The organism is Luteimonas sp. e5 (assembly GCF_054031035.1).
The window spans coordinates 873,309-893,235 of record NZ_JBSTRX010000001.1; the positions used below are offsets into that span (position 1 = coordinate 873,309).

15 protein-coding genes are annotated in these 19,927 nt (G+C 65.7%); 10 read left to right on the forward strand and 5 right to left on the reverse strand.

Annotation, left to right across the window (positions count from 1 at the left end):
• Positions 1-4: 4 nt before the first annotated feature.
• The 7 genes from ACW11F_RS04135 to sstT all read left to right on the forward strand — a co-directional run bounded on the left by ACW11F_RS04135 (position 5) and on the right by sstT (position 8,795).
• Positions 5-1,030, forward strand: a complete 1,026-nt coding sequence (locus ACW11F_RS04135) for an amidohydrolase family protein (protein WP_456995604.1) — start codon at positions 5-7, stop codon at positions 1,028-1,030.
• Positions 1,027-2,304 carry a kynureninase gene (gene kynU / locus ACW11F_RS04140; protein WP_456995605.1) on the forward strand — a complete coding sequence of 426 codons (1,278 nt, stop codon included), beginning with the start codon at positions 1,027-1,029 and terminating at the stop codon, positions 2,302-2,304. Before ACW11F_RS04135 ends, kynU begins: the two co-directional genes overlap by 4 nt.
• Positions 2,294-3,640, forward strand: a complete 1,347-nt coding sequence (locus ACW11F_RS04145) for an FAD-dependent oxidoreductase (RefSeq protein WP_456995606.1) — start codon at positions 2,294-2,296, stop codon at positions 3,638-3,640. Before kynU ends, ACW11F_RS04145 begins: the two co-directional genes overlap by 11 nt.
• Positions 3,641-3,688: 48 nt before the next feature.
• Positions 3,689-4,498 (forward strand): N-formylglutamate amidohydrolase, encoded by an 810-nt coding sequence (locus ACW11F_RS04150; RefSeq protein WP_456995607.1) that lies wholly within the window; start codon positions 3,689-3,691, stop codon positions 4,496-4,498.
• On the forward strand, positions 4,495-6,399 hold the full coding sequence (locus ACW11F_RS04155; protein WP_456995608.1) for a flavohemoglobin expression-modulating QEGLA motif protein: 1,905 nt from the start codon (positions 4,495-4,497) through the stop codon (positions 6,397-6,399). Before ACW11F_RS04150 ends, ACW11F_RS04155 begins: the two co-directional genes overlap by 4 nt.
• Positions 6,396-7,448 carry a glutathione synthetase gene (locus ACW11F_RS04160; RefSeq protein WP_456995609.1) on the forward strand — a complete coding sequence of 351 codons (1,053 nt, stop codon included), beginning with the start codon at positions 6,396-6,398 and terminating at the stop codon, positions 7,446-7,448. Before ACW11F_RS04155 ends, ACW11F_RS04160 begins: the two co-directional genes overlap by 4 nt.
• Before the next feature lie 138 nt (positions 7,449-7,586).
• On the forward strand, positions 7,587-8,795 hold the full coding sequence (gene sstT / locus ACW11F_RS04165; protein WP_456995610.1) for a serine/threonine transporter SstT: 1,209 nt from the start codon (positions 7,587-7,589) through the stop codon (positions 8,793-8,795).
• 15 nt (positions 8,796-8,810) lie between these two features.
• On the opposite strand, the gene ACW11F_RS04170 is transcribed toward sstT, so the two are convergent.
• The gene (locus tag ACW11F_RS04170; RefSeq protein WP_456995611.1) at positions 8,811-9,863 is read right to left on the reverse strand and encodes a S66 peptidase family protein; all 1,053 of its coding nucleotides are present in this window, start codon (positions 9,861-9,863) and stop codon (positions 8,811-8,813) included.
• Between the two features lie 150 nt (positions 9,864-10,013).
• Here ACW11F_RS04170 and ACW11F_RS04175 point away from each other — a divergent pair, with 150 nt between their 5' ends.
• Complete coding sequence (locus ACW11F_RS04175; RefSeq protein WP_456995612.1) at positions 10,014-10,628, forward strand: outer membrane beta-barrel protein; 615 nt, start codon at positions 10,014-10,016, stop codon at positions 10,626-10,628.
• A gap of 27 nt (positions 10,629-10,655) precedes the next feature.
• Here ACW11F_RS04175 and ACW11F_RS04180 read toward each other — a convergent pair whose 3' ends face one another.
• The 4 genes from ACW11F_RS04180 to ACW11F_RS04195 form a co-directional block, all read right to left on the reverse strand.
• Complete coding sequence (locus tag ACW11F_RS04180; RefSeq protein ID WP_456995613.1) at positions 10,656-12,071, reverse strand: MvaI/BcnI family restriction endonuclease; 1,416 nt, start codon at positions 12,069-12,071, stop codon at positions 10,656-10,658.
• 29 nt (positions 12,072-12,100) lie between these two features.
• Positions 12,101-12,520 carry a very short patch repair endonuclease gene (locus tag ACW11F_RS04185; RefSeq protein ID WP_456995614.1) on the reverse strand — a complete coding sequence of 140 codons (420 nt, stop codon included), beginning with the start codon at positions 12,518-12,520 and terminating at the stop codon, positions 12,101-12,103.
• 6 nt (positions 12,521-12,526) lie between these two features.
• Positions 12,527-13,768 carry a DNA (cytosine-5-)-methyltransferase gene (dcm, locus tag ACW11F_RS04190; protein ID WP_456995615.1) on the reverse strand — a complete coding sequence of 414 codons (1,242 nt, stop codon included), beginning with the start codon at positions 13,766-13,768 and terminating at the stop codon, positions 12,527-12,529.
• A 426-nt stretch (positions 13,769-14,194) separates the two neighbouring features.
• Complete coding sequence (locus ACW11F_RS04195; RefSeq protein WP_456995616.1) at positions 14,195-17,710, reverse strand: methylmalonyl-CoA mutase family protein; 3,516 nt, start codon at positions 17,708-17,710, stop codon at positions 14,195-14,197.
• A gap of 101 nt (positions 17,711-17,811) precedes the next feature.
• On the opposite strand from ACW11F_RS04195, the gene ACW11F_RS04200 reads away from it, so the two are divergent.
• Positions 17,812-18,627, forward strand: coding sequence for a ChaN family lipoprotein (locus tag ACW11F_RS04200; RefSeq protein ID WP_456995617.1), 816 nt, complete (start codon positions 17,812-17,814; stop codon positions 18,625-18,627).
• A gap of 146 nt (positions 18,628-18,773) precedes the next feature.
• Positions 18,774-19,874, forward strand: coding sequence for a Glu/Leu/Phe/Val dehydrogenase dimerization domain-containing protein (locus ACW11F_RS04205; protein WP_456995618.1), 1,101 nt, complete (start codon positions 18,774-18,776; stop codon positions 19,872-19,874).
• Positions 19,875-19,927 lie beyond the last annotated feature (53 nt).

The window sequence follows — 19,927 nt, forward strand, 5'->3', positions numbered from 1 at the left end:
CGCCGTGCTCAAGATCGACATCCACGCCCATTACCTGCCGCGCGACTGGCCCGATCTGGCCGCGAAGTACGGTGATGCGCGCTTTCCGGTGATCCACCATGGCGAGGACGGGCGCAGCCGCATCTATCGCGATGGCCGCTTCTTCCGCGAAATCTGGCCCAAGACCTGGGACCCGGAGCTGCGCATCCGCGAGTACGCCGAGTTCGGCGTGCAGGTGCAGGTGCTGTCGACGGTGCCGGTGATGTTCAGCTACTGGGCGCGCGCCAACCATGCGCTGGAGCTGCACCAGGCGCTGAACGACCACATGGCCGAGGCGGTGCGGCGCTATCCGCGGCATTACGCCGGCATCGGCACGGTGCCGCTGCAGTCGCCGCAACTGGCGATCCGCGAGCTGGAACGCTGCATGGACGAGTTGGGCCTGCAGGGTGTGCAGATCGGCTCGCATCTGCATCTGTCCGATGGCGGCCACTGGAATCTCGACGCACCCGAGCTGTTCCCGTTCTTCGAAGCCGCGGCCGAGCTGGGGGCCGCGATTCTGGTGCATCCCTGGGACATGATGGGCACCGAATCGATGCCCAAATACTGGCTGCCATGGCTGGTCGGCATGCCCGCCGAGCAGTCGCGCGCTGCCTGCTGCCTGATCTTCGGCGGCGTGCTGGAGCGGCTGCCGAAGCTGAAGGTGTGCATGGCCCATGGCGGCGGCAGCTTCCCCTACACCATCGGCCGCATCGAGCATGGCTTCCGCATGCGCCCGGATCTGGTGGCGACCGACAACTTCCGCAATCCGCGCGAGTACCTCAAACGCCTGTATTTCGATTCCTGGGTCGCCGATGACGCCGCGCTGCGCTACCTGCTGGAAGCCTGCGGCAGTGACCGGGTGATGCTCGGTACCGACTACCCCTTCCCCCTGGGCGAGCAGGAACCTGGCGAAGGCATCCGCCGCCTCGGGCTGAGTCCGTCCGAGGAAGCCCGCCTGTACCACGGCACCGCGCTGGAATGGCTCGGCCTGCCGGCCTCGAGGTTTGCATGAGCGACGACATTTTCTCCATGGCGCATGCGCGCGCACTTGATGCCGCCTGCCCGCTGCGCGACTTCCGCGACGAGTTCCTGATCCCGCGCCATGGCGAGGGTGAGCAAGCCTATTTCTGCGGCAATTCGCTCGGCCTGCAGCCGCGCGGCGCGCGTGCGCAGGTGGAGGAAGTGCTGGACAAGTGGGCACATGAGGCGGTCGAAGGCCACTTCAGCGGACAGGCGCAATGGATGTCCTACCACGAGCTGGTGCGCAAGCCGCTCGCCGCCGTGGTCGGCGCCGAGCCGTCCGAAGTGGTGGCCATGAACTCGCTCACCGCCAACCTGCATCTGATGATGGTCAGCTTCTACCAGCCGACCATCGAGCGCACCGCAATCCTGATCGAGGTCGGCAGCTTTCCGTCCGACCGTTATGCCGCGGCTTCACAGCTGCAATACCGCGGTCTGCCGCCCGAACTGACCCTGATCGAGGTCGAGCCGGACCTGCCCGGTGGCGTGTTCTCGATGGAGGCCATCGCCCGCGCCATCCACGACAACCGCAAGCGTCTGGCGCTGGTGCTGTGGCCGGGCGTGCAGTACCGCAGCGGTCAGGCCTTCGATCTGGCCGAGATCACCCGCCTGGGGCATGCCGCCGGCGCGATCGTCGGCTTCGACCTCGCGCATGCGGTGGGCAACCTGCCGCTGGCGCTGCACGACTGCGGCGCCGACTTCGCGGTGTGGTGCCATTACAAGTACATGAACTCGGGCCCCGGCGCGGTGGCCGGCTGCTTCGTGCATGAGCGGCATGCGCGCACCGAGCGTCCGCGCTTCGCCGGCTGGTGGGGCAACGATCCCGCCGTGCGCTTCAAGATGGGCCCGGAGTTCAGCCCGACGCCCGGCGCGGATGGCTGGCAGCTGTCCAATCCGCCGATCCTCGGCCTTGCTCCGCTGCGTGCGGCACTGGATCAGTTCCAGCGCGCGGGCATGCAGGCCTTGCGCGAGAAATCGCGCCGGCTGACCGGGTATCTCGAAAAATTGATCGATGCCAGGCTGGGCGACGTGATCGAGGTCGTCACCCCGCGTGATGCGGCACAACGCGGTGCGCAGCTTTCCCTGCGCGTGCGCGCAGGCCGCGATGCCGGGCGCAGCCTGTTCACTCACCTGCAGTCACAGGGCGTGCTGGGCGATTGGCGTGAGCCGGACGTGATCCGCATCTCGCCGGCGCCGCTGTACAACCACCACCAGGACGTGCTGCGCTTCGCGCAGGCGGCAAGGGCTTGGGCCGATGCACGCTGAGCGCCATCTGAGCATCGTCGGCGCCGGCCTGGCCGGTGCCCTGCTGGCGGCATTGCTGGCACAGCGCGGCTTCCGCGTCGAGGTGTTCGAGCGCCGTGGCGACCCGCGCGTGCATGGCTATGCCGGCGGCCGCTCGATCAATCTGGCACTGGCCGAACGCGGCCTGCATGCGCTGCGTCAGGCCGAAGCCGACCAAGCGGTGCTGGCGCAGGCGGTGATGATGCGCGGGCGCATGGTGCATCCGCTGGGCGAGGCGCCGAACCTGCAACGCTATGGCCGCGACGACTCGGAAGTGAACTGGTCGGTCAGCCGCGGCGAACTCAACATCACCCTGCTCGACATCGCCGAAGCCTCCGGCGCGACGCTGCACTTCGACTGCGGGCTGGAGGAGGTCGATTTCGATGCCGGCATCGCCCTCTTCGATGGCCCCGCCGGGCCGCGCCGGCATGCTTTCAATGCCCTGATCGGCTGCGATGGCGCCGGCTCCACCCTGCGCGCGGAAATGGAAAAGGTGCAGTCGCTGGGGGCGCACAGCGAATGGCTCGGGCATGGCTACAAGGAGCTGGAAATCCCCCCCGGGTTCGACGGCGGCTTCCAGATCGAACCCAATGCACTGCACATCTGGCCGCGCGGCCGCTACATGTGCATCGCCCTGCCCAATGACGAGCGCACCTTCACCGTCACCCTGTTCATGCCCAACGAAGGCGGTCATCCGAGCTTTGCCACGGTGCGCAACGGCGCCGAGGCGCAGCAACTGTTCGAGCAGCAATTTCCCGATGCGCTGCCCTTCATCCCCGAACTCAAGCGTGACTTCGAGCGCAACCCCATCGGCACCCTGGGCACGCTCTACCTCGAGCGCTGGCGGCTGGGCGGGCAGGCGGTGCTGGTCGGCGATGCCGCACATGCCATGGTGCCGTTCCACGGTCAGGGCATGAATTGCGCATTCGAGGATTGCGCCGCGCTGGCCGAACACCTGTTGGCCGCGCCCGACCTCGCCACCGCGTTCGAGGACTACGAGCGCGAGCGCCGGCCCAATGCACTCGCTATCCAGGCGATGGCGCTGGAAAACTATCTGGAAATGCGCGACCACGTGGACGATGCCGACTACATCCTGCAGCGCGAACTGGAGCTGCTGCTGGAACAGCGCCACCCCGGCCGTTTCATCCCGCGCTACGCAATGGTCACCTTCACCCACATCCCCTATGCGCTGGCCTTCGAGCGCGGGCACATCCAGCGCGAGCTGCTGGTGGAAGCCACCGCCGGCAAGACCCGGCTGGACGAGGTCGATCTCGCCGAACTCGACGCGCGCATCACGCAATTGCTGCCGCCACTCTGATCCGGCCCTACACGCAGCGCCGACGCCTGCGGCGACACACTGCGGCGCATGTCTTCGACCTGCCCCGACACCCATCCCTGGTGGCACCTGCAATTCAACGGCGAGGATCCGGTCATCGCCACCGCCATCCACGACGGCCACGGCCTGTCCGCGGCCAGTGCGGCGCGGATGGCGCTGGATGATGCCGGACGCCTGCGCGAGGAGGACCCGCATACCGGCCAGGCGATCCGCGGCCTGCCCTCGCACGTGGTGGTGCGGCGCTCGCGCTTCGAATGTGACCTCAACCGCGAACTGGACGCGGCCGTCTATCTGACGCCCGAGCAAAGCTGGGGCCTGGAGGTCTGGCGTCAGCCGCCGGACGCGGCATTGCTGCAGCAGTTGCACGGCTACCACCGCGCCTTCTACGCCAGCATGCGCGCACAGCTGGACGAGCTGGCCGCACGCCACACGCGGTTCGTGCTGCTGGACGTGCACAGCTACAACCATCGCCGCGACGGGCCGGACGCCGCGCCGACGCCGCAGGACGATGCCCCGGACATCAACATCGGCACCTTCTCGATGCCGCGCGATCACTGGGCCTTCCTGCTCGATCCCTTGATCGAGGCGATGCGCGGTTTCGACTTCAACGGCCGCCGTCTGGACGTGCGCGAGAACATCGCCTTCCAGGGCAAGGGGGCATTGACCCGCTTCGTGCACGAGCACTGGCCGCGGCAGGGCTGTGCCATCGCCATCGAGTTCAAGAAGTTCTACATGGACGAATGGCGCGGCGAGCCCTACCCGGAAGAACTGGCCGCGATGCGCGGCTTCATCGAACACGTGGCCGACACTTGCCGACGGTTGCTCGGCGAAGCGGCATGAGCGCCGACACCTCCCCGACCACGCTGGCACCGAGTTTCGAGCCGGGCAAGGCTTGGCGCCGGCGCCTGCAGCATGGTGGCCGCGTGCATCTGGACCGCGCCCTGCCCTTCGTGGTGCTGGCCCACCACGGCGGCGAAGCCTTCAGCCTGGCGCGGCGGGTGGCCTCGATCAGCGCCGCCAGCGTGATCTGGCCGCGCGCCGGTGGCGACAAGGCCGATGCCGAAGCCGAAGCGCTGCTGACGCAACTGCGCAGCATGCTGGCCGACGAGTTCCCGCGGCTGCTGCTGATCGACCTGCACGATTTGCCGCGCGATGCCAGCCTGGACGAGGAAAGCCCGCGGCTGGAGCCGTTCCGCTTCACCCTGGCCCATTCCGACGACGCAGCGGCCGAAGCTGCCGCCGCCGACCTGCGCGAGGCGCTTGATGAGTTGTGCATCGACCTGCGCGAAGCCGACATCGATGATGCCGAACTGGACGCCAGCTCGCCCTGGCTGCAGCAGCTGGGCGAAGACGACAGCGCCTGCATTTCGCGCATTTCGCTGGGTATCCCGCAGATCCACCGCATCCCCGGGCATGGCGATCGGCAGCTGTATCCGATGATCTATCAGCAGATGGAGCGCTCGGTGTTCGATGCGCTGCTGCGTGCGGTGGCCGCGTTCGTCGGGGCGCAGGACGAGGGCGACGACTCGGCCGAGGCGGCGGCCTCGCATCATCGTGCCTATGGCCGCAGCCATTTCCTGCGCGCCGCGCTGCGTGCGGACAAGGCGCTGGCCGGGATCAGCGCCAGCTTCGACTTCCTGCTGGCGCTGTCGCCGATCAACACCATGCAGGCGTTCGAGCAGTTCGAATCCGGCGGGCGCAAGCAGATGCCGGACTTCCATTACCGCCCGCTCAGCGTCAGCCCCGACCTGCTCAAACGCCGCCTGTACCGGATCAACCTGCGTGCAGTGGAAGACCCGGTGCTGGAAACCCTGTTCCGCGAAAAACGCGAGGAACTGGACCAGCAGCTGATGATGCTGCAGCGTCGCAACGAGCCGGGTTTCCGCGAGCTGAGCGTGCTGCAGTACGGTGGCGTCGAGCATGGCCTGCTGGAGCAGGCGCAGGTGATCCTGGACAAGGTTCCGGCCAAGGCCTGCGATGCGCCGCGCATCGGCGCCGAACAGGTGCTGGCAGGGGCGCGAAAGATGATCGCCCGCTACCACGAGGCCACGCCCGCCTTCGCCAGCGCCGAGGCCTGCCTGCGTGCCGACATCGGCCCGGGGATGATGGTCAGCGGCGACGAGCTGCTGATTTCCGAGGCCACGCGCATGTCCTCGGCACGGCTCGATGCGCTGCTGCAGCACGAGATCAGCGTGCACCTGCTGACCTACATCAACGGCAGCCAGCAGGGTCTGGGCATCTTCGCCGCCGGGCTTGCCGATTACGAAGGCATCCAGGAAGGCTTGGGCGTGTTCGCGGAATTCGCCGTCGGCGGGCTCAACGCCGCGCGCCTGCGCCTGCTGGCGGCGCGGGTGCTGATCGTCGATGCGATGTTGTCCGGTGCCGACTTCGTCGAATGCCACCGACTGCTGCGTTCGACACATGGTTTCAGCTCGCGCGCGGCATTCAACATCTGCGCGCGCATCTTCCGTTCCGGCGGCCTGAGCAAGGACGCGATCTACCTGCGCGGCTTCCAGGAAGTGCTGGACTGGGTCGCCGCCGGCAAGTCGCTGGATCCGTTCTGGCATGGCAAGTTCGCCGCCCGCCACGTGCCGGTGGTCGAAGAGCTGCGACTGCGCGGCATGCTGCGCCCACCCTGCGTCACCCCCGAGTTCCTCGAGCGCCCGATCGCCCGTGCCACGCTGGCACGGTTGCGCGCGGGCGAGCATTTCGTCGACCTGCTGCGGAGCCCACCGACATGATGATCGCCTTCTTCGTCAATTCCATCGAAACCGAATACCCGCGCTACACCACCACCGTGCTGGCGCACGAGGCCTCGCGCCGCGGCCACGAGGTCTGCTACCTGACCCCGGGCGACTTCGTGGTCAGCCCGGACGACACGCTGGAGGTGCATGCGCGCATCATCCCGCCGGCGGGCAAGCGCGGGCGCAGCCGCGAGGAGTTCTTCAAGCGCCTGAAGAGCGCCGGCAAGAAGAGCAAGCGCATTCCGCTTTCCGACATCGACGTGCTGATGCTGCGCAACGACCCGTCCAACGATGCCGGCGAGCGGCCGTGGGCGGAAAGCGTCGGCGTGCAGTTCGGCCGGCGCGCGATCGAGGCCGGCGTGCTGGTGCTGAACGACCCGGATTCGCTGTCGCTGGCGATCAACAAGCTGTATTTCCAGTCGTTCCCGCGCGAAGTGCGCGCCGACACCCTGATCACCCGCCACCCGGCCGACATCAAGGCCTTCGCCAAGGCGCACGGCGACCGCATCGTGCTCAAGCCGCTGCAGGGCTCAGGCGGCCAGGGCGTGTTCCTGCTCAACCCGCGCGCCCGCGGCAACCTCAACCAGATGACCGAGGCGATCAGCCGCGACGGCTACATCATCGCGCAGAGCTACGTGCCCGAAGCCGACAAGGGCGACATCCGCCTGTTCCTGATGAACGGCGTGCCACTGCAACAGGACGGCAAGTTCGCGGCGATGCGCCGGGTCGGTGCCGATGACGACATGCGCAGCAACATCCACGCCGGCGGCGAAGCCAAGCCGGTGAAGATCACCGAGCGCCAGCTGCGTCTGGCCGAGCTGATCCGGCCCAAGCTGCTGGCCGATGGCATGTTCCTGGTCGGCATCGACATCATCGGCGACACCATCCTCGAGGTGAACGTGTTCAGCCCCGGCAACCTGTTCACCTGCAGCGAGATGGCCGGGATCAACTTCGCCGGCATGATCATGCAGTCGATCGAACGCAAGCTGGAAATCCGCGACCAGTACCCGGGCCAGTTCACCAACGGCCAGCTGGCGGTGATGTAAGCGCCCTGCCCGCGCCCGCGGCGCTGCGGGCGTGGCCGAACAATCTTCACGAGTTGCACGAGCCGCACGGACTGCACAGGCTGCGATTCGGCGCGGCTTTGACGTACCCTTGGGCGCTTGCCTTGTCGGGAAGTTTCCATGCACGCATCGCCACCGCCCGCCCGTCGCCGCATCGGCCTGGTTCCGCAGATCGCCATCGCACTGGTGCTCGGCCTTCTGATCGGATGGCTGTGGCCGGCGGCCGGCAATGCGTTGGCGCTGCTGGGCACGCTGTTCGTGCAGGCGCTGAAAGCGGTGGCGCCGGTGCTGGTGTTCGTGCTGGTGCTGGCCGCGATCTGCCGCTTCCGTGCCAACTCGCAGCTGTACATCCGCCCGGTGCTGCTGATGTACCTGGCCGGCACCTTCCTCGCCGCCCTGACCGCGGTGGTGGCGAGCTTCCTGTTCCCCACCCGGCTGGTGCTGATGGACATCGCCGGCACCGAGGCCGCGGCGCCCACCGGGCTGCAGGAAGTGCTGACCAACTTGCTGATGAACGTGGTCGCCAACCCGGTCGCGGCCATCGCCGAAGCCAATTACATCGGCATCCTCGCCTGGGCGGTGCTGCTGGGCATCGCCCTGCGCAGCGCCGGCGAGCGCAGCAAGGAATTCGTCGGCGACGCCGCCGACGCGGTGTCGCAGGTGGTCAAGTGGGTGATCGCGACCGCGCCGCTGGGCATCCTGGGCCTGGTCGCCGGCACGGTGGCGCAGACCGGCTTTGAATCGCTGGCCGGCTATGCGCGGCTGCTGGCGGTGCTGGTCGGGGCGATGCTGTTCATCGCGCTGGTGGTCAATCCGCTGATCGTGTTCGTGCGCACCCGGCGCAATCCCTACCCGCTGGTGTTCACCTGCCTGCGCGAATCCGGCCTGACCGCGTTCTTCACCCGCAGCTCGGCGGCCAACATCCCGGTCAACATGAACCTGGCGCGCAAGCTGGGCCTGCACGAGGACACCTATTCGGTGACCATCCCGCTGGGTGCGACCATCAACATGGCCGGTGCGGCGATCACCATCAACGTGATGACCCTGGCCGCCGCGCATACCCTCGGCATCCCGGTGGACTTCGGTTCGGCGCTGCTGTTGAGCGTGGTCGCCACCCTCGGCGCCTGCGGTGCCTCCGGCGTCGCCGGCGGCTCGCTGCTGCTGATTCCGTTGGCCGCGAGCCTGTTCAACATCCCCGGTGACGTGGCCATGCAGGTGGTGGCGATCGGCTTCATCATCGGCGTGGTCCAGGACTCGGTGGAAACCGCGCTCAATTCCTCCACCGACATCCTGTTCACCGCCGCGGCGGACCCGAAGTATTCGGCCTGAACGGCCTGCCCGCGATCAGCCGGCAAACACCGGGGACAGCAGGCGGAAGCTGCCGTCGTCGGCATCCATTTCCACCTCGCCGCCGACCGGCACGATGAACTGCTCGCGGATGTGTCCGATCATCGCGCCGCGATAGGCGGGGATGCCCAGCGGCTTGATGTGGTCATCGAAGATCTGCGGCAGGTTCAGCGAGCCATAGCCGTTGCCCGGCGTGCAGTCGGTGCATTCGCCGAAGATGAAACCGGCGATGCGATCCAGCGCACCCATCAGCTTGAGCGTGCTGAGCATGCGGTCGATGCGGTACGGCGCCTCGGACACGTCTTCGAGGAACAGGATGCTGCCGTCGAAGTCCGGCAGATAGGGCGAGCCGGCCAGCGCGGTCAGCACCGTCAGGTTGCCGCCCAGCAGGCGACCGCGCGCCTTGCCGCCATGCAGGGTGTGGATTCGATTGCGCCTGGATACCAGCTCGTCACCGCCATCGGCCTTGTTGCGATATTCCATCAGCTCGCGCTCGAAGAACACGCGGCGGAACTGATCGACGTTGAAGCGGTTCCAGCTGGCTGCGGCGATCGGGCCATGGAAGGTGACCAGCCCGGTCTTGGCCTGGATCGCGCAGTGCAGTGCGGTGATGTCCGAATAGCCGAGCAACACCTTGGGATTGCGCGCGATGCTGCGGTAATCCAGCAGCGGCAGCAGCCGCGCCGCGCCGGAGCCGCCACGCACGCAGACGATGCCCTTGACCTCACGGTCGGCGAACATCGCATTGAGATCGCCAGCACGCTCGGCATCGGTACCGGCCAGATGCCCGTAGCGACTGCCGTAGTGCCGCCCCAGCTTGACCTTGAAGCCAAGCGCTTCGAGCACTTCGCGGGAATAATCGAGGCTGTCGCCATCATCCACCGCACCCGAGGGGCTGACCAGACCCACGGTGTCACCCGGATTCAGCGCCGGCGGCAATGCCTGTCGCACTGCACCGCGGCGCGCTTGGGCAAGGGCACTGCCGGTGCCGAGCAAGGGCAGCGATGCCGCGGCCAGCGCACTGCCAATCAGGAAACTGCGACGCTCCATCGATGCACCTGTCAAGTTGGGATCGCCACAGACTAGCAATCGCTCCCTGCCACGACAACGCTGACCCGCGATGATTGCCGGGCTTCACATGCCTGCACCGATGACGATGCGCAGACGATATGCTTTGCACCCCACAAACGCGGTAACACCATGCGCAACTTCATCACCACTGCCCTCTTTGCCGCCTGCCTGATTTCCGCCCCGCGGGTCCACGCTGGCGAAACCTTCGTCAATGCAGGCATCGGCCACATCACGCAGGACAACGAGGCGCTGGACAAGGACAGCAGCACCCTGCTGCAACTCGGCGGCGGCCATCGCTGGGGCATCGGCCCGTTCAAGGCCGGGATCGAAGCCGGCATCGGCCGCATCGGCGAGACCCGCGGCCATCGCGATGAGGCCACCAGCGGGCCGGCCTTCACCGCCAGCGCCGACCACCTCAGCATCGGCGCCAACGCCCGCATCAAGCCGCCGTTGCTGCCGGTGCAGTTCATCGCCCGCGCCGGTTACATCGGCGTGCGCCATCGCCTGGAACAAGGTGGCGTGGACGCCGATTCGGCATGGGTGCGCAGCAGCCATCGCAGCGGCGGCGACTACCTCGGCGCCGGCATCGGCACCACCGTCCTGCCGCTGCTGGACGTCAGCCTGATGGTCAACCGCTACCGCATCGGCCACATCGCCCGCGACGACACCAGCGGCCGCTACCGCATCTCCAGTGACAAACGCAGCGCCCACAGCGTGGACCTGGTGGCGGAGTATCGGTTTTGAGCTGAAAAACCGCCTTTTTCGGGCCAATCAACCTGTGACATGCCCCTGACCCAGCGACTCGGTTCCGCGAGTATCGCTGCTTCCGGCCGCCTGCTCACAAACATCCACCATCCGGCTTTCCCCATACAGCGACGACAGCGCCAAGCTGCTCGTGCGGAACTGGCTCCGCTTCTTCCAGGTCGGATTCGGAGTCGAAGCGTTCTCCAGTTTGATGCCGGGGTCGTAATAGACCTTCCCCTCATGGAAGGCGTTCAAGAGCAACTTGAATTCGGCTCCTTCACCCAGAAAAACACTGCGCCCGTACCGATACTGCAACTGTGGATCACGTCGCATCTGGCACGGAACGAAAGCAGCTTGAGCATGCTTGACCTTCCAATGGTTCAGCAGCTTCGCGAACGGCCACCCGGCAGCGACATTGTCCTTCCGGTCGATCAGCAGCACACCACCGGTGGCTGCATATGCCATCGTTTCCGGGTCGAAGCCGTCCAACACGAGTCGAAGACCGGTATCGGCGTGCGCCCCTTTCGTGGTGCTGTAGGTGCCACCGAAATTCAAGCGATCCGGCCGCCCCTTCTTGTCCACATACCCGTACCTCCGAATGTAGGCCTCGATGCCGACGTCAACGTAGTAACCAAGCGCCGGCTCCGGTGTGAAAAGCGTCACCACCGACGCGCCGGGTTTCTCGATATTCGGCACCTGCCTGGCCTTGACCTCCCAACCCATGAAGTCAGGCAACGAGTATCCGTTGGAGCGGATGCCCAACAATGCCTCCAAGGTGTTTCCGTTGCAGTTGCTGGCCCTGCACGGCACCACGGCGCCTGTGGAATCGAGCCGCCGAGAGTCCACCCAATCAAGACGGTGGATGTTGCACAACGCAGCCATCAACTGGTCGAAGCCATTGACCCGATGCTGGCCCGGCATTGCCAGGATGCTCATGACCTCGTATGCGGGGTGCGGGCCAGTCGCGATGATTTCTCTGGCGGCAGGTGCTTCCGGCGGCAGCGTCAAGCCGATCACCTTGCTGCCGTTGCCCAGCCCCAACAACAGAATTCGACCCGGCTCGGTCCCGCGCTTCTCCCGCGACCAAAGCGTTGCAGGCGCGTCTCTGCAACCTCTCAAGAAACCCGAGAATCTTACCTCCGGGTACTGCGGATAAAAGATCATCTTGGCGTGGGGTGCATGGGTCAAGCCGCCCTGCTCCGTCAACCAATGGAAGTCCAGCGCGGCATGGAAAACGGCTTCCTGCACTCCACTCTTCATGGACGTGGATGCATGCGCAATCATCTCACCCGTCGGAATCTTGGCGAACTCTGACGGATCCTTGCCACCCAGATAGACCTGATTCTTGCTGTTCGCGTTTTGCGGCAATACCTTGAACAGGATTTCGCTCACACCGTTGTCGCGGAACATGGAGAAGACCGTTTCCAGATCGATCTGCGTCAACCACTGATCCCTGCCACTCCCCTCGCACATCATTCCGCCCCCTCGTGATGACTGCCGCGTATCTCTGCAACCAATTGATCAAGCTCGGCCGCGCTCGTCCGGCATGACCACACTACCAGGACTCGCCAGCCAGCGTCCTGCAACTGTCGGGTGACGCGCACATCCCGCTGAACGTTGGCTTCGAACTTCTCCTGCCAGAAAAGTGCATTGTTGGCTGGCGTCGTTGCATAACGACATCCCGAATGCCGATGCCAGAAACATCCATGCACGAACACGACGGCCCGGTACTTCGGGAATACCAAGTCCGGCCTGCCTGGCAATCCGGCATGCAGTCGGAACCGAAGCCCGGCACGGTGCAGATGCTTGCGGACGACGAGTTCCGGCTTCGTGTTCTTGCCACGAATGCCGGACATCATCCTGCTGCGTGTGGCCGGATCAACGACGTCCACGGGAAATCAGGCAGCCAGCAGCGACTTCTGCTTTGCCCTCTCAGGGTCCATGACCTCGAGAATTCGCGGCTTCATGACGCGGGCCACCTCCTCCATCATCGGCACGACCACGCTGTTGCCGAACTGCTTGTAGGCCTGCGTATCACTGACCGGAATGACGAAGTCATCGGGGAAACCCATGAGACGGGCGCACTCGCGAGGGGTCAACCGGCGAGGACGCTTGCGGCTGCCTTGTGACACCAGAATCTCCGACCCGTCCTTGTAATACCGTGCCGACAGCGTGCGAGCGACGCTGTCCGGCCCTACCAGACCATACCCGAACCCGTTGCCTGCCGCGCGGTGCTTCGCGGCATAGGCCTGCAGATACGCCCACAGCTTCGGGGTCAGCGTGTAACGCGCATCGACCTTGGCTTTCGGGCCGGTGGTGTAGTGCGCTTCAGACGCTTCACTGCCGTCCTGCGGATGCAGGATGGTCGCCATTGTCGGCTTGTCCACGGGAAGATGCAGGTCGTCGAAGTCGAAGTCGGTCGGTTCGCGGAAACCGACGATCAGGATGCGTTGCCGGCCTTGCGGGACGAAGTGCGAGCCGTCCACCACCCGATAGCTGATGTGATATCCGAGATCGTCCTGCAGCACCTTCTTGATGACACGGAAAGTATTGCCCTTGTCGTGACTGACCAGGTTCTTGACGTTCTCCAACAGAAAGGCGGCCGGACGCTTGGCCGCGATGATCCGCGCAACGTCGAAGAACAACGTGCCTTGGGTCTCGTCCGCAAAGCCGTGAGCAAGGCCAAGTGCGTTCTTCTTCGACACACCGGCGATGGAGAACGGCTGACACGGAAAGCCGGCCAGCAACACGTCATGATCGGGAATGTCGTTTTCGTCAACCCGAGTTATGTCGCCAGTCAACGTGTGGGCAGATTGCGGGAAGTTGGCAAGATATGTCTTCTGAGCGAAGGCGTCCCACTCGCTGGTGAACACGCACTGCCCGCCATGTGCCTCGAAAGCCATTCGGATGCCACCGATGCCCGCGAACAGGTCTATGAAACGGAAATCGGTGGCCGCGTCGTCAGTGCTCGCCAAGGGCAGCAGCCGCTGACGGATAGCGTCTGCCGCGTAGGGCGGCGGCTCGGTTTCCCCGATCTGCCAGCGGCGCAAAGTGCGTGTCGTCACTCCCAGGGCGTAGGCCAGTTCGCGCTGGTTGTAGCGCCCACGCAGGGTCGAAAGCAGTTGGCGGGCATCTTCCATGGCAGTCATCTCGGCGGGACGGAATGCGGACAGTATGTCCTACTTCTGTCTCACGTGTTGAGACCCTTGCAACCGAACCATGGTGCGCATTCACCCCCGAGCCTGCGTGGAGTGCTTGGGCCGTCCCGATGATGACGAGTCCCGCGCCCGACACATTTCCCGACAAGGGGCCATGCTCCCTCAGGCAGCTCAAACTAGCGTTTCATTGCCGTTACCGGACGCCGCTCGGCAAGTCGCACAGCCGCGACCTGCAGATCATCGAACCTGCGCGACGTTTTCTGGCCGATCGAGGATCACCCGATCGAAACGCCCGAACGCTTCCTGCCCAGACCCGAGTTCGTGCAGCAGCACCGAGCGCAAATGCTGGCGCAGCAGTAAGCTGCGTCCGCGCAGGCGACTACTGGCGCGATCGGCGCCGACAGCGCCTTACATGTTCCTCCGATACTCCCCACCCACGTCATACAGGGCGTGGCTGATCTGGCCGAGGCTGTGGGTCTTGACCGCTTCGACCAGTGCTTCGAACACGTTGCGGCGTTCGCGGGCGGTGCGTTGCAGGAAGGCCAGGCCGTGGCCGTCGTGGGCTTCGGCGGCGGCTTCGGCTTCGGCGTCGCCGTCGATGACGTGGCTGTGGTCGGTTTCGCCGCGCGGTGCCAGGGCGTTGCGGGCGTCCTGGAAGCGGCGCACGTTGTCGATCTGCTGCTGCTTTTCCTCCGGCGTGGAGCGGATCAGTTCGATCTCGGTGGCGACGTCGGAATGACCGTCCTTGCCGAGGAAGGTGTTGACGCCGACCAGTGGCAGGCTGCCGTCGTGCTTCTTCTGTTCGTAGTACAACGATTCTTCTTGGATCTTGCCGCGCTGGTACATGGTGTCCATCGCGCCGAGCACGCCGCCGCGATTGCTGATCGCTTCGAATTCCTGGTACACGGCTTCTTCCACCAGGTCGGTCAGCTTGTCGACGATGAAGCTGCCCTGCCACGGGTTTTCGCAGAAGTTCAGCCCCAGCTCCTTGTTGATGATCATCTGGATCGCCACCGCGCGGCGCACCGATTCCTCGGTCGGCGTGGTGATCGCTTCGTCATAGGCATTGGTGTGCAGGCTGTTGCAGTTGTCGAACAGCGCGTACAGCGCCTGCAGCGTGGTGCGGATGTCGTTGAACTGGATTTCCTGCGCGTGCAGCGAACGGCCGCTGGTCTGGATGTGGTACTTCATCATCTGCGAGCGGCTTGAGGCGCCGTAGCGCTCGCGCATGGCGCGCGCCCAGATGCGACGGGCGACGCGGCCGATCACGGTGTATTCCGGGTCCATGCCGTTGGAGAAGAAGAACGACAGGTTGGGCGCAAAGTCGTCGATCTTCATCCCGCGCGCGAGGTAATACTCGACGATGGTGAAGCCGTTGGACAGGGTGAAGGCCAGCTGCGAGATCGGGTTGGCCCCGGCTTCGGCGATGTGATAACCGGAAATCGACACCGAGTAGAAGTTGCGCACGCCGTGGTCGACGAAATACTGCTGGATGTCGCCCATCATGCGCAGCGCGAACTCGGTGCTGAAGATGCAGGTATTCTGCGCCTGGTCTTCCTTCAGGATGTCGGCCTGCACCGTGCCACGCACGGTTTTCAGCGTTTCGGCCTTGATCCGCGCATAGGTGTCCGCATCCACCACCTGGTCGCCGGTTACGCCAAGCAGGCCAAGGCCGAGGCCGTCGTTGCCTTCGGGCAGTTCACCGCCGTAGCACGGCCGTTCGCGGCCTTCGAACAGCTCGTTGATGGTGGCTTCGGCCTGTTTCCAGCGTGCCTCGTCGGCCTTCAGGTACTTCTCCACCTGCTGGTCGATGGCGGTGTTCATGAACATCGCCAGGATGATCGGCGCCGGGCCGTTGATGGTCATCGACACGCTGGTGGTCGGCGCGCACAGGTCGAAGCCGGAATACAGCTTCTTCATGTCGTCGAGGCTGGCGATGTTGACCCCGGAGTTGCCGATCTTGCCGTAGATGTCCGGGCGCGGCGCCGGGTCTTCGCCGTACAGGGTCACGCTGTCGAAGGCGGTGGACAGGCGCGCCGCCGGCTGGCCGAGGCTCAGGTAGTGGAAGCGGCGGTTGGTGCGTTCGGGCGTGCCTTCTCCGGCGAACATGCGGATCGGGTCCTCGCCGGTGCGCCGGTACGGATACACGCCGCCGGTGTACGGATAGGAGCCGGGCAGGTTTTCCTTCTGCAGGAAGGTCAGCAGCTCGCCCCAGCTCTTGTAGGTGGGCGCGGCGATCTTCGGGATCAGCTGGTGGCTGAGCGATTCGCGGTAGTTCTCGACGCGGATGGTCTTGCCGCGCACCTCGTATTCGTTGACTTCGTCGGTGATCGACTTCAGCCGCGCCGGCCAGTCGCGCAGCAGCTTCAGCGCATCCGAATCCAGCGACTGCACCGCGTCGTTGTAGCGTTGGCGCAGGGTGGTCAGCGACTTGTCGCCCGCCTCGGTCAGCGCTTCGCCGGCGTACAGCGCCAGCTGTTCCGGCAACTTGGTATCGCCCAGTTCGTGCAGCGCCTGCCACAGCGACTGCGCGCGGTCGGCGATCTCGGCCTGCGATTCGATCCGCGCATTGATGGCGCGGCCAGCTTCAGCGATTTCGGCCAGATAACGCACCCGCGCACCGGGGATCAGCACCGTGGCCCGTGGCGATTTCAGTGTGGTGTCGATGTCCGGCGTCCACTGCGCGGCCGGCAGCGACAGCTTCTCGCGCAGCAGGCGGGTCAGGTTGGCGAACATCCAGCTGATGCCGGGGTCGTTGAACTGGCTGGCGATGGTCGGGTACACCGGTACGTCTTCGTCCGGCGTCTGGAACGCGACCCGGTTGCGCTTCCACTGCTTGCGCACGTCGCGCAGCGCGTCCTCGGCGCCACGCTTGTCGAACTTGTTCAGCACCACCAGTTCGGCGAAGTCGAGCATGTCGATCTTCTCCAGCTGGCTGGCCGCGCCGTAATCGCTGGTCATCACGTACATCGGGAAATCGACCAGATCGACGATTTCCGAATCGCTCTGACCGATGCCGGCGGTTTCCACGATCACCAGGTCATAGCCCAGCGACTTCAGGAAGCCGATGGAATCCTTCAGCACCAGATTGGTCGCGGCGTGCTGGCGGCGGGTCGCCATCGAACGCATGAACACGCGTTTGGAGCGCAGCGAATTCATGCGGATGCGGTCGCCCAGCAGCGCACCGCCGGTGCGGCGGCGGGTGGGGTCGACCGAAACCACGGCGATGCGCATCTCCGGGAAATGGGCAAGGAAGCGATTGAGCAGCTCATCGGTGACCGAGGATTTGCCGGCGCCGCCGGTGCCGGTGATGCCGATCACCGGGGTCTTGCCGCCGGCCAGCTGCCACTGCTTGCGCAGCTTCGACAGTTCGGCCTCGTCCAGCAGGCCGTCCTCGATCGCCGAGAGCATGCGCCCGACCGCGATCTCGTCATCGGCGGTGACCTCCTGCGGCGCTTGGACCGGCTGCCGCGCCGCTTCGGCGCGCTTGACCACGTCCTCGATCATCTCCACCAAGCCCATCTTCATGCCGTCGTTGGGGTGGTAGATGCGCTCGACGCCGTAGTCCTGCAGCTCGCGGATTTCCTCCGGGGTGATGGTGCCGCCGCCGCCGCCGAACACGCGCACATGCCCCGCGCCACGCTCGGCGAGCATGTCCACCATGTATTTGAAGTATTCGACGTGCCCGCCCTGATAGCTGGAAAGTGCGATGGCGTCGGCATCCTCCTGCAGCGCGGCGCGAACCACGTCCTCCACGCTGCGGTTGTGACCGAGGTGGATCACTTCCGCGCCTTGGCCCTGGATCAGGCGGCGCATGATGTTGATCGCCGCGTCGTGGCCGTCGAACAGGCTGGCGGCGGTGACGAAACGCAGCGGCGAGCGCTCCGGCTGGCTCGCGGGGACGTTGGCGGCAGGCGTGCTCATGGGCGATTTCCGGCAGGAATTGCGATTCCTCATTGTATCGCCTGCTCCTGCGACGGGCTGTGCCCGCGCTATGCTGGACGCTGACCTCGGGAGGACATGCCATGGCGGGAACCCGCTTGCTGCCGCGCTTCATCCGCATGGCGTCGGGCACGGCGCTGGCCGCACTGCTGCTGGCCTGCGCCAGCGCGCCGCCCGCCGCATCCACTGCACGGGAAATCCTGCTGCTGGGTGAGGTTCACGACAACCCCGCGGTGCATGAGGCGCGCCTCGCCTTGCTGCGCGAGCGCATCGAGGCCGGCTGGCGGCCGGCCATCGCCATGGAGCAGTTCGATGTGGGGCAGCAGGCGACATTGACCGCGGCACAGGCCCGCTGCGCGGATGCCGACTGCGTGATCGAACAGGCCGGTGCCGGCAGCGGCTGGCAATGGCCCTTGTATCGGCCACTGATCGAGCTCGCCCTGCAGCATCGCCTGCCCCTGCTCGCCGCCAATCTTTCGCGCAACGACGCCGCAGTGGTGATGAAGGACGGGTTCGCCGCGGTGCTGGACGAGGAGCAGATCCTGCTCTTCGGCCTGGATCGCGCGCTGCCCGCCGACGTGCTGGCCGCACAAGCACATGAGGTGCGCGAGGGTCACTGCGGAATGCTGCCCGAGGCGATGGTCGAACCGATGGCACGCGCGCAGGTCGCCCGCGACGTGGTGATGGCCGATGTGCTGCTCGCACATGCCGGAGACGTGGTGCTGATCGCCGGCAACGGTCACGTGCGGCGCGACATCGGCGTGCCGTTCTGGCTGCGCACGCGGACGGACGCGCGCGTGCGGAGCATCGGCTTCGGCGAGTCGCCGGCAACGCAGTTCGACCAGCAGCAGGTGCTCCCGGCGCACCCCCGACCCGACCCCTGCGCGGCCTTTCGCTGAATGCGCACCTGCCTTTCACGTTGCGCCGCGGTACGGCTGCAGGCAGGGGATGGACTAAACTAGCGGACTTTCCCAACCCAGCGGGGCCTGCCGGCCCTGCCCCATCCGCAGCGGCAGTCGATGCCGTCGCGCAACGGAGTTTTCGCATGGTTTTCGAGCAGATCGAGCAGAGCAACCACGAGCAGGTGGTGTATTGCCACAACAAGGACGCCGGGCTGAAGGCGATCATCGCCATCCACAGCACCGTGCTCGGCCCGGCGCTGGGCGGCACCCGCATGTGGCCGTATGAGAACGAAAACGAAGCGCTGACCGACGTGCTGCGCCTGTCGCGCGGCATGACCTACAAGAGCGCGGTGGCCGGCCTCAACCTGGGCGGCGGCAAGGCGGTGATCATCGGCGATCCGGCCAAGGACAAGTCCGAGGCGCTGTTCCGCGCATTCGGCCAGTTCGTCGAATCGCTCGGCGGCCGCTACATCACCGCCGAAGACGTCGGCATCGACGTCAACGACATGGAATATGTCTATCGCGAGACCGAATACGTGACCGGCGTGCATCAGGTGCACGGCGGCTCGGGCGACCCCTCGCCGTTCACCGCTTACGGCACGCTGCAGGCGCTGATGGCCACCCTCAACCGCAAGTTCGGCGACGAGGAAGTGGGCAAGTATTCGTTCGCGGTGCAGGGTCTCGGCCACGTCGGCATGGAATTCGTCAAGCTGCTGCACGAGCGCGGCGCCAAGGTGTTCGTCACCGACATCAACCAGAAGCTGGTCGAGCGCGCGGTCGAGGAGTTCGGTGCCGAAGCGGTGGGCCTGGACGAAATCTACGATGTCGAGGCCGACGTCTATTCGCCTTGCGCACTGGGCGGCACGCTGAACGAGAAGACCATCGACCGGATCAAGGCCAAGGTCATCTGTGGCGCCGCCAACAACCAGCTCGCCACCAATGCCATCGGTGATGAGCTGACCCGCCGCGGCGTGCTGTATGCGCCGGACTACGCGGTCAACGCCGGCGGCGTGATGAACGTGGCGCTGGAGCTGGATGGCTACAACCGCGAGCGCGCCATGCGCATGATGCGCACGATCTACCACAACCTGACGCGCATCTACGAGATCGCCGAGCGCGATTCGATCCCCACCTACCAGGCAGCCGACCGCATGGCCGAGGAGCGCATCGACAAGATGGGCAAGCTCAAGCTGTCCATGGGCCGCGGCGCGCCGCGCTTCCAGGGCCGCATCCGCGGCAACTGAGCCATCCATGTTCCACCGGGGGCGAGGCCGGATCGACCTCGCCCTTTTCATTT